Consider the following 10,530-nt stretch of genomic DNA (forward strand, 5'->3'; position numbering starts at 1 on the left):
TTCACTTGCTAAAAGAGTCTGTATTTCTACTCCTTGATGAATCTAGCCGTCTTTGACAGATCATCACCAGATAATTTCAATACATAGATTCCTGTTGGTAAATCCACTATGGAAATAGCTGCCCCAGATAAGTTACCTGACAAGACTGAATTGCCTAATAAATCATATATCTCATAACTAGCTTTTCCTGATATACCATCCGTAATATTCAATGTAGAAGTAGCTGGATTTGGGAATAGACTAATAGCATATGTATCTGTGTCTACTGATAGTAACTCTGACACTTTCACCTTAAAAATCTCAGTTGATTCGAAGGTTCCATCACTTACTGTGACAGTCACATTGTACTCACCAACTTGACTTGAAGAAGGTGTCCAACTGAACTTACCAGTTGAGGCTTCTATAGTCATACCAAGTGCCTTAGATGCATCGTCTAGACTATATGTCAGTGCATCCCCATCTATATCCGAGGCAGTTGCTATAAAAGTCAACTCAGAACCTGCGGTGATAGACTGATCTACTATAGATAATTCTGGCGAAGACTGACTATCAAAGAACCTAGTGAAAACTCCAAAGTTATCTCCATCACCATTACCTCCCCAAGCAATTACAAAATCACCACTATTATCACTAGCGATCTTTGGTTCACGTTGAGAGCCTGTAGTAGTCTTATTAACTAAGAACTCGTTCCCTATTTTGTTTCCATCAAAGTCAAATCTCTGAGCAAAAACTCCTGTATTTCTATTAAGTGAACCAGCATCTTGACCAATACTTCTCCATGTCACTACAAATCCTTCTGATCCAGTGGTGACATCCGCTATGGCTTGAACATCTGCCGTCTCTGAGTTGACTAATGTTTCAGTTCCTAGCTTGTTTCCTGATTGATCAAATCTCTGAACGTAAATATCATGATCCCCAGTCTGGCCAGTGCTATGCCAAGCAACAACAAATGAACCGTCGTCATACATAGACACACTTGGACCACCTTGTGAAGATGTAGTCACTGTATTTACAAGAGTCTCTGCTCCTTGCTTTTCTCCAGCAGCATTATAGCGTTGGACGTAGATATCAGTATCCTCTTCTTGACCATAACTTTGCCATGCTATTACAAAATCACCGTCTGCGTCCATACTTACTGAAGCTCTTGACTGAGCCTTTGTAGTCCATGTATTGACCAAAAACTCTCCACCTTGCTTTTCTCCAGAAGAATTATACCGCTGTGCATGGATGTCCGACAAATCTTCTTTGCCACTCGACACCCATACCACTACTAAGTCTCCGTCTGCATCCTTCGCTATAGATGGAAGTTCCGAAGAAGCCAATCCCTCATTGGACACGACTATTTCTTCTCCTTGTTTTTTACCTGAAGCGTCGAATTGCTGAAGGTGAAGTATATTAGAGGTTTGTTTCCATACGACAGCAAAGTCGCCATCCGCATCCATCGCCACAGCAGGTTCTTGTTGATACCCTGAGGTTTCTTTATTGACAATGAATTCAGTTCCTACACGAGCCCCGTCTTTGCCAAATCGTTGAGCATAGATATCATTCGCTGATCCAACTGAGTAACTCTCCCATACTACCACATAGTCACCATCCGCATCCATTGACAAATCATGATTGACTTGGCTTTCCTCAGCTTTAGTATTGACTAAAAATTCGTCTGCTGATGGTTTTATACGAGGCAGTGACTGTGCCACAGCTTCGATATTGAATGTAACACTACTTTCAGAATCGCCTGTCATAGAGATCGTCACTGGATGTTTACCTATCTGTGACTCTGTAGGTGTCCATTTAAATGCCCCCGACACTGGATCAATCGACATTCCTAGTCCCTTAGATACTGCATCTAGATCATAATTAAAAGAAGGAGTTTTGTCAGTCAAGTTATCATGTCGAACTGAAAACGCTAACGTAAAATCTACATCTACTTTCTTATCCTCGATCGCTGATAGAGTAGGTTTGACTGTTTCATAGCGTTGAGCAAAAACACCATTGCCTGAACCATCCTTAGCACTACCGTCTTGCCATGCGATGATAAATCCTCCCGAAGCATCTGAAGCTACTACTGGTAGTTCTTGAAATCCTGTGGTATGAGTATTCACTACAAATGGTCTTCCATTTGTCCCGTCAGACTCCACTATCGCAGCATATATATCATCATCCTTAACAGAGGCAGAATTTTCCTGTTCCCAAGTGATAACAAATTTATCGGTATCAGTGATGGCAGCAGAAGGAGCTCCAAGTTCTATATCACTCTTTATATCTTGAACTATTGTGGTTCCTCTACCTGCCTTAGGTAATCCATTAGCATTATATCTTCTTAATTGGACTCTATTATTTGAAACAATTGAAACACTACCCATACCATCATCATAGCTGTAGTAGTAATCACCATTCCAAGCAATGATATAATCTCCACTACTATCCATCGCTACACTAGGATTTGTATAGTCATCGTCTCCAGTGCTTATTTCTTGTTTATTAATGTCTCCTTGTTTTGAACCATCAGCACTAAACCTCTGAGCAAATACACCTAGTCCACCTGAGTCCTTGCCTTCCCATGCTATCACAAAATCACCATCAGAATCTACAGCTATTGATGGGTTTCTTTGTGTACCATCCGTATCGGTATTGACTGATAGCTCTCCGCCTACCTTATCTCCTGACAGCTGAAAGCGCTGCGCGTAGACACCATAGTCAGAACCGTCTTGTAAATAACTTTGCCAAGTCACTACAAAATCACCATCTGAATCCATACCCACTGATGGATGTCTTTGATTACTACTAGTCTCGGTATTCACCAAGATATCATCACTCTTTTGAGCTACGCCATTTGCATCGAAAGACTGTGCATAAACACCAAAAGAACTACCATCCTGACTAGAACTCTCCCAAACAATGACAAAATCGCCATCACTATCCATAGCTGCCGAAGGATTAATTTGAAAGCCTGTCGTGTATTGATTGACCTTAAATTCTACTCCTTGCTTCTCACCTGATGCATTGTAACGCTGAGCATAAATACCATACCCATCTCCATCTTGATAACTCTGCCAAGCTATCACATAGTCACCATCTGCATCTGAAGCGATGGCTGCTTTACTTTGTATACCTGTAACATGGGTATTGACCTGCACTTCCGTACCTGCAGGTTCAATCTTCTGCGCATCTGCTTCTAATGATGAGGCCATCATCGTAGCCACTGACATAGCACTAACTGTCGCTAGTTTCCAGCCCAAGCCTGCATGCTCGATCTGACGCTTGAGTCGCTCAAGACGGTGCAGCAGCATTTGACGCTTTCGATAAGTGTACTGTGAAAAAGATCCATTCTTAATCGCCTTGTCTAGACGACTTTTGAACTTTACATATTTCGAATAAAGAGTAATTTTTCTATTCATGCCTAAGGGGTTAATTTTTAGCGCTCAAAACTATCTAGATACCCTCCTCAAAATCAAGTCCCCTAGTTTGGTATTTTTTGATAGAATTTACACTCTGATAAACCTCGTTCATGAATAATTAGCCAAGTCTTAATATTATTTAAACAGGAATTAACAATGAGGATCGGCTGACTAACTCAGGTAAAATCTATGGTGAAATTCAACGATGCAATTCCTATAAAGAAAAAGGGATTGATTCAATGAATCAATCCCCTATATTCTTACTTAGTAGCTTAGCCTCTATAAAACTGACAGCTTCCCGCTGCTATTATATGACTTATCCGCAAATTTAATTTCGTAGTAGTAAATCCCTTGAAGTGTTGCTGGAATTGCAATCCTTTCACTCGTAGTAGTTTTTTGAAGCACTAACCTCCCATCGAGAGAATACAACAAAATCTGAAAAACCTTACTTTGAGAGTTAGGTACTGTGATAAATCCTTTTGAAGGGTTAGGATATAGTTTCAATGCAGGTACACTGCCTTTCAACTCAGGTTCTGTAACTCCTTGTAATGCTCTCTGAGACTGTCCCTGTGCTACCAGTGGATCTGTACTGTTTTGGTATTCATCTAGCGTAGTAGATCCATCATCATCCGTATCATCTGTATCCGAATATAAGGCTCCTAGAAGGTTTTCAAACTCCCAATCATCTGGAATACCATCACCATCAGAGTCAGACTGAGTAGAATTAATGCTTGGTAGTTCTGCACTAACAGAGTTCAGATAATCTCTGAGCTCAATAACGAGTGACGCAGATAGTGCACTTGTATCATTGAAGTTGTTAGTAGCCTCACCAATATCAGTTGATAGATCATACAAGAATCGATTTCCTGTTTCATACTCCACTATAAGCTTATCATCTCCTTTGATGATGGCTGATCGAGGTTCCTTATTAGCATTGTTAGAGTAGTGAGGTGAATGAAGTATCAATCCTTGATTTCTAGTCAGAGTAGTAGATGTCCCGTCTAGAATATCTTTGAAACTTTCTCCATCTACCACCGACGGAAGATCATTCATATTTGCTCCTATCAAATCAACTATGGTAGGAAAAAGGTCATATCCTATTATCGGTTCATCAGAGTGAGTATTGGCAGATATCCCAGGTCCTGAGATGACGAATGGTACTCTTACACCTCCTTCAAAAATTATCGTTTTACCTAATTTCAATGGTTGATTACTTGACTGATTCACAGCAGCTCCATTGTCAGAGGTGTATATAATGTAGGTATCATTGTCTATGTTATTGTCATCTACATAATCCATAATAAGACCAAGTGCTTCATCTAAGTCTTCTGTCATCGCACCATATCGAGCATTGTCGTGACGTGTTCCAGGAGTCTTGGAGTTATACTTGCTGTAAGAACTTTGAGTGGATTGAAGGCGTGTGTGCACAGCATAGTGTGATAACTGAAGAAAGAAAGGTTCATTATTTGAAATAGCATCATCCATGAAGTCAATACCACTTTGAGTGATACTAAAAATCTTCTTTGGGTCTGTACTATTAGCACCAGGGCTGTTTCCATCACTATTGTTAGTATTTCCATCACTATCATCATATCCGTGGTTAGCAGGGCCACCGGATTTGAGGTGCCATTTACCAAAGTGAGCTGTTGTATAGTTGAGTCCTGTAAGAGACTTCAAATGTTCGGCCAATGTAGTATCGGATTGACTGATCGATGTAATACTTGCTGGAGTATCTAAGAACTCTCCCGAAGCTACAGCTGAACTTGTTTCAGTGAATCCTGTCCGTGCTGTGGTCTGTCCTGTTTGGATACTCATCCTACTAGGTGAGCATTTAGGAGCTGGAGCATACGCTCTAGAAAAACGCATACCTGCTGCTGCTAGTAGCTCTAAGTTCGGTGTTTCATAGAAATCACTTTTGGAATCCGTATCACTGGGGTCCATTTGTACCGAAGTACCATTCCACCCTTGATCGTCCGCTAATATGAGGATAAAGTTTGGGGAAGTTTGTGCTTGAAGATTTGGGCTAAGTGCTAACACTAATAGAATTGTAAACAACTTTTTCATGGTTTGAATTGGTTTTAATTGTTATAATCGGTTTTAACTGTTTTTGATTTTATTGGTGGAAATAGAAATTGTTCTGTACCGACCTTGATGCTACCTGCTTTATCTCTAAAGTCTAATTTTACAGGTATAGAGGGACTAAACCCTTTCTGCTGTTTATTGACAAAGCGCTTGGCAGAGATTGTTGAGGGTATGACATAGAATGCCAAAGTGACTATCGTCAAAATGAAGAAGGGAGGTTTTATCATGGTTGGTTCTAGGTATTTAGCTAGTTCTAGGTTGAAAAGGTTTTAGTTCTAAGGAAACGTTATTGGTCTTAATCCTCTCGACCTGAAGCCGAGCTCATTGGCGTACTACTGTTCTATAAATATACTTAAGATGTCGAGGACTTTCACTATCCTTCGCACGTATTAAAAAAAAATTAACCTGATTTACAGACACTTAATTAATTATAGAAACAAGAACCAATCAATTATAGATCCTGTTACTATTCTATGAAATGAGAGGTACTAAAAAAGCCAACTCTGTTCTAGTAAGAGTTGGCTTTTAGTATAGTGGGTATATGATTGGTTCTATTTAATTTTTGTAAACGGCTTCTTAATTAACCAATATTCTTTCTACTACTTTCTGCTTAGCATCTATCAATGTCAAAAAATACACTCCTGACGGAAGTTGATCAATAACAGAGTTGATATTAGTTTCAATTTCTTCAATACTCATGCTAGCTGATGGAATAATTTCATTTCCAGACATATCAGAAAATGACACTTTGTAAACTTGAGCCTCCGGCCCATTGAGATATATTTCTCCACTAGTTGGATTGGGATACGAATATATTTTCCCATCCCAATCAGAACTAACGGATATGGTAGGGCTGTATTCATATTCACCATCAAAATCAACTTGCTTCAATCTGAAGTAATACTGACCATGCCCCAGTTCATAGCTAAATCGATAGTTCATAGTAGTATTAATAGTACCATGTCCATCCACCCACCCGATCTTTGTGAAATCTTCTTTATCTGTACTATACTCGATTACAAATCCTTCATTATCTACTTCAGATGCTGTAGACCATTTCAGGATGTAGTTTCCTCCATCAGATTCTCCTGTGAACGATATTAGGTCTACAGGTAAAGAACCATTAACTGAACTCTCATCCAAAAAACCCTCCCCAGTGATATTTCCATCGTCTCCACTCCATACCTCATTTCCTCCGATATTTATTATAGCCTGTGTACCATCCTGCATACCTTGATACCTCACTATCGCTCCATTGGTTATCTGAATAGTAGACCCTGAAGCCAACTCTAACAAACTTCCTTCAGTGGAGTTATGCCCTAACTGAAATACCCCCCCATTAATCACTATATGAAGTACTCCACAGCTAGTTAAGTCCACGTCTGTACCAGCTGCGATCCTGATAGTGTGTAAAATGTTAATGGGAGTCACACAATTACTGGATGAAGGGGCCATCCCGGAATCCCATCGATTATCCGTGATCCAAGGCCCGTCTTGTGTTGAACTAATCTGCCCTCGAACAGAAAGGGCACAAAATGACAATAATAGGATAGTAAAAACTAAACAGTTTTTTATAGGTTTCATTTCTAAGTTAGTTTGGTTTGCAGTAACTAATCTAAATAAAGATTACAATATTCTAATAATCTATCGTGTAAAATAACCGTTAACTAACACTTTATAAAACAACACATTAACCTACAAAACCAAATAACTCGAGATAAGCAGAATATGATTACCTCCTCTCTACTCCCAGGGATATCAAAACTTCTACTTTTCACGCACAACTAAGACCTTAATATGATCTATCTATTCAACGAACCTTCACTCTATTATTAAACCATTTGATTTCGTGGGCAGTGATTCCCGCTCGGTTGCTATGAAATTGCTAGATGCTTCTTTGTATATGGATATCAGTCGAAAAATATATGCGGTCGAGAGATAGAGTTGTAGATTCTTACTAGTTCTTTTTAGACTCAACACAATTAGAACCCACCAAGCTTTCTAGGTGCCCATTCTTTATTATCAAATTCAATTTTAACATGTTCAGGTATAACCCCATCTATCTTTCTCAAAGGGTTTCCCACCAAAGCAATAATACAAGATGATTCTAAACCAGATAAAAAACTTGTATCAAACTCTGTTATTTTGTTACAATCAAACCAAATTGTATCGAGCTTAGTTAAGTTATCCAAATTTTCAACTTTGCTAATTCGATGATGACTAAGGTTTATTTTTTTGAGATTAACTAGTTTATCTAAACCTTCTATTTTTTCAATTTCCCCTCCGTAATAATCGTCTCCAAATAAATCAAGAACTTCTAGGCTAGATAATGCTTCTAAGCCTTCTATTTTACTAAAATTATTTTCACAAAGAGAAAGAACTTTAAGTGATTCTAAATGATCCAGTCCTTCAATTTTAGATATTTTATTATCAGATAAATTAAGCCTCAATAAATTTACAAATCGATCTAACCCAGCTATTTTTTGGATCTGAGTATGCTCTAAATTCATAGAATGAATAGCACTATGCACGTGGATTTTATCAATATGATCAATTTTAGTCTTTCTAAGATTAATGTCTTTAAGCATTGTTAAACCTTCTAAGCCCTTAACTTCATATAGATCATTATAACCTATAAATAAATTTTCGAGACTATAAAGAGTTCCTAATACTGAAGTATCCTTAATATTTGTTCTTTTTAACCTTAATGCACTTAATTTTTTTAAACTTGGTATTTTCTCGAAATCGCCTTCATTTAGTTCATTAAAACTTAAATCAAGATTCTTTAAATTTCTAAATGATTCTAAAAAATCTAAATTATTTAAATCACAATCTATTATCAGTAGCTCACTTAGATATTCAGAAATAGGCAACAAAATCTCTAAACTTTTTAAATTCAGTCCATTTAATGCAAGAGATTTTACATTCCCTTTTTCATCAATACTAAAGCCATTTATAACTCTTTCTAAACTTGAAGCTTGTTCAAGCTTCAAATCAAACTTCTTTTCTAATTCACGTATAAAGCTTATCATAATTTAATAGTATAAATGAATTTTTCAAGACATATTTTTAGGCATGCTATCATAATCCATAACTTCCCCATATATCCCTTTAACATACTCTCCAGGGACTTTATCTCCACTTAGTAGACTTTTGAACTTCTCTTCATTATCGTTTCCTTCAGGGGTCAAAACAGCATTTAACTTCCCCTTCAACAAATCCATTGCAAATGAAAAACAATCAACTTTTCCTTCTTTTGCACCTAAATCATATATTTTTTCTGCGTAAACTTCAGCAATTCTTTCCAGTTTAGTTTCAGTAAGATTTCGAACTGCAGTTTCATTTACTTCCACCTCAATAAATTTGAACTGCTCCTGAAAAAGGAATCTTGTTTTTTCAATTTTTGCTTTTTCGTAGATTTTTTCAAATCTAATTTCTACTTTCCCATTATTAGTTATCAAGTCAATTGTTCTACCTGTAGATAATATTACTTTATAATGATAAGGTGTGGTGTATTGTACTAAATATACTGTCCCTTGTGTAGGAAGATCTACAAATACAAAATCAACTTCATGAGTCTCTTTTATAGTGTTAGGAGCAATTTTAATTTCAAAATCTACAACACTATTCTTTTTTCCAGCTGAAACATCAGAAGTCTTGATATCTAAATTAATACCTTTTTTAAGCTGAGGTTGATACTTGTTTTCTAGCTTTTCAGCTTCTTGCTTTTTCTTTTTATGAAAAGCCTCATATGTGGTGATATCTTTACTTAAAGGGATACTTAGAGCTTTCTTAATTTTTGCTACAATACTTCTGTGCTTTGCTCGATCCTTAGCTGTTATTTTATCGGGTTTACCAGATTTTTTATTTTCTTCTTTTATTTTGTTAGCATCTACTTTTTTCTTTTTCTCCTCTAAAGCTTTAGAACTCTTCTCCTCCTTCTTCGCCTGTTTATCAACTTGTTTTTTAGAGACTTTTTTCTTTCCGCCACGCGATTTCCCAAACCAAGCCTTCGCCTTCTTAGCTACAAAACCTACTCCACGGTCGATGGCTTTGTTGATCGGGGCACTGACCTTGCTGATGATCTCTTTGATTTTCTTGGCTATTCCTCCTAGTCCTAGGAAACTGGCTAAGCCACTTAGGATCATCGGTATCGTTGTAGCCATGGCGTTTTCGATGAACCCTGCTGCTGCACTGATCTTTCCTGCTGCTATCGAACTGACAGAGTTGACCACTGAGGTGATGAAGGTAATGATTCGCTGTGTGTTGTCTACGATCCACATCACCAGCTTGTAGATCGACTTGATGGCTTCTACGATGGCTCCTGCTGGATTGAGCATCAGTGCGATTTTGATCACTGCTTCTTTTACAATAGTCATCAGAGCCCAGTTCTTGATGCTATCGATAGCCATTTGTTTGACCGACTCGGCTTCTGCCTGTAGATGCTCCCATAGACCTGATACTCCATCTTTCTTGATCATGGTGACTACTTCGAAGCCTTTCTCTGCGGCTCCCATCACTGGTTCTCCTACATGTTTGACTATTCGCTGCCTTAGGTTCATCCATGTGAGTCCTAGTGCGGAGAAGCCCATCTTCATGATGCCTTTGAGATCAAAGGTCTGGGGGATTTCTATGATACCTCCTACGGCTCCGGTAAGCCATTGTACCATACCACCCATGATGTGCTTCTTGAAGTTCGTCTGGAAGCCTGTGATTCCATTGTTGACCGCTGAACCTAGATTCGTAAAGAAGCGCATCGGTTTGGTGATGACCTCTGTGAGTGTTGCTACTCCTTTGTTGATCATCGCTATGACTGGGGCAGGGTCCATACCTGCCGCTGTAAGGGTGAAGGTGAAGAACTTCATGGCTAGATCAAGCACTAGACCACCAAACTTGCTCATGGCGCCTTTCATCTTGGCTTTGCGCTCTTCGATCTTTTTGTCTACAGCTGCGATGGCTTGTGCTCGGAGCTTGGCCATCTTCTCTTTGAGGGCTTTTTCTTTGGCTACGGTCTGCTGCTGTAGTTTGTCGAGTTTTTCATTGATATCCG

The 10,530-nt window shown here is 38.5% G+C and carries 6 protein-coding genes; all 6 read right to left on the reverse strand.

What is annotated here, in order from left to right; all coding sequences use genetic code 11:
• Positions 1-26: 26 nt before the first annotated feature.
• Positions 27-3,398, reverse strand: a complete 3,372-nt coding sequence (locus DKG80_RS08220; RefSeq protein ID WP_109830830.1) for a putative Ig domain-containing protein — start codon at positions 3,396-3,398, stop codon at positions 27-29.
• A 279-nt stretch (positions 3,399-3,677) separates the two neighbouring features.
• Entirely contained in the window at positions 3,678-5,462 is a 1,785-nt protein-coding gene (locus DKG80_RS08225; protein WP_109830831.1) for a sulfatase-like hydrolase/transferase, read from the reverse strand.
• Between the two features lie 14 nt (positions 5,463-5,476).
• The gene (locus tag DKG80_RS08230; protein WP_109830832.1) at positions 5,477-5,707 is read right to left on the reverse strand and encodes a hypothetical protein; all 231 of its coding nucleotides are present in this window, start codon (positions 5,705-5,707) and stop codon (positions 5,477-5,479) included.
• 349 nt (positions 5,708-6,056) lie between these two features.
• Positions 6,057-7,064: a T9SS type A sorting domain-containing protein gene (locus tag DKG80_RS08235; RefSeq protein ID WP_109830833.1), complete on the reverse strand. Its 1,008-nt coding sequence runs from the start codon at positions 7,062-7,064 to the stop codon at positions 6,057-6,059.
• A 398-nt stretch (positions 7,065-7,462) separates the two neighbouring features.
• Positions 7,463-8,512, reverse strand: coding sequence for a leucine-rich repeat domain-containing protein (locus DKG80_RS08240; protein ID WP_109830834.1), 1,050 nt, complete (start codon positions 8,510-8,512; stop codon positions 7,463-7,465).
• 24 nt (positions 8,513-8,536) lie between these two features.
• The coding region (locus tag DKG80_RS08245) for a phage tail protein (protein ID WP_221409074.1) at positions 8,537-10,530 on the reverse strand (1,994 nt) is incomplete at its 5' end.

This window comes from Reichenbachiella versicolor, assembly GCF_003171675.1.
GTDB lineage: Bacteria > Bacteroidota > Bacteroidia > Cytophagales > Cyclobacteriaceae > Reichenbachiella > Reichenbachiella versicolor.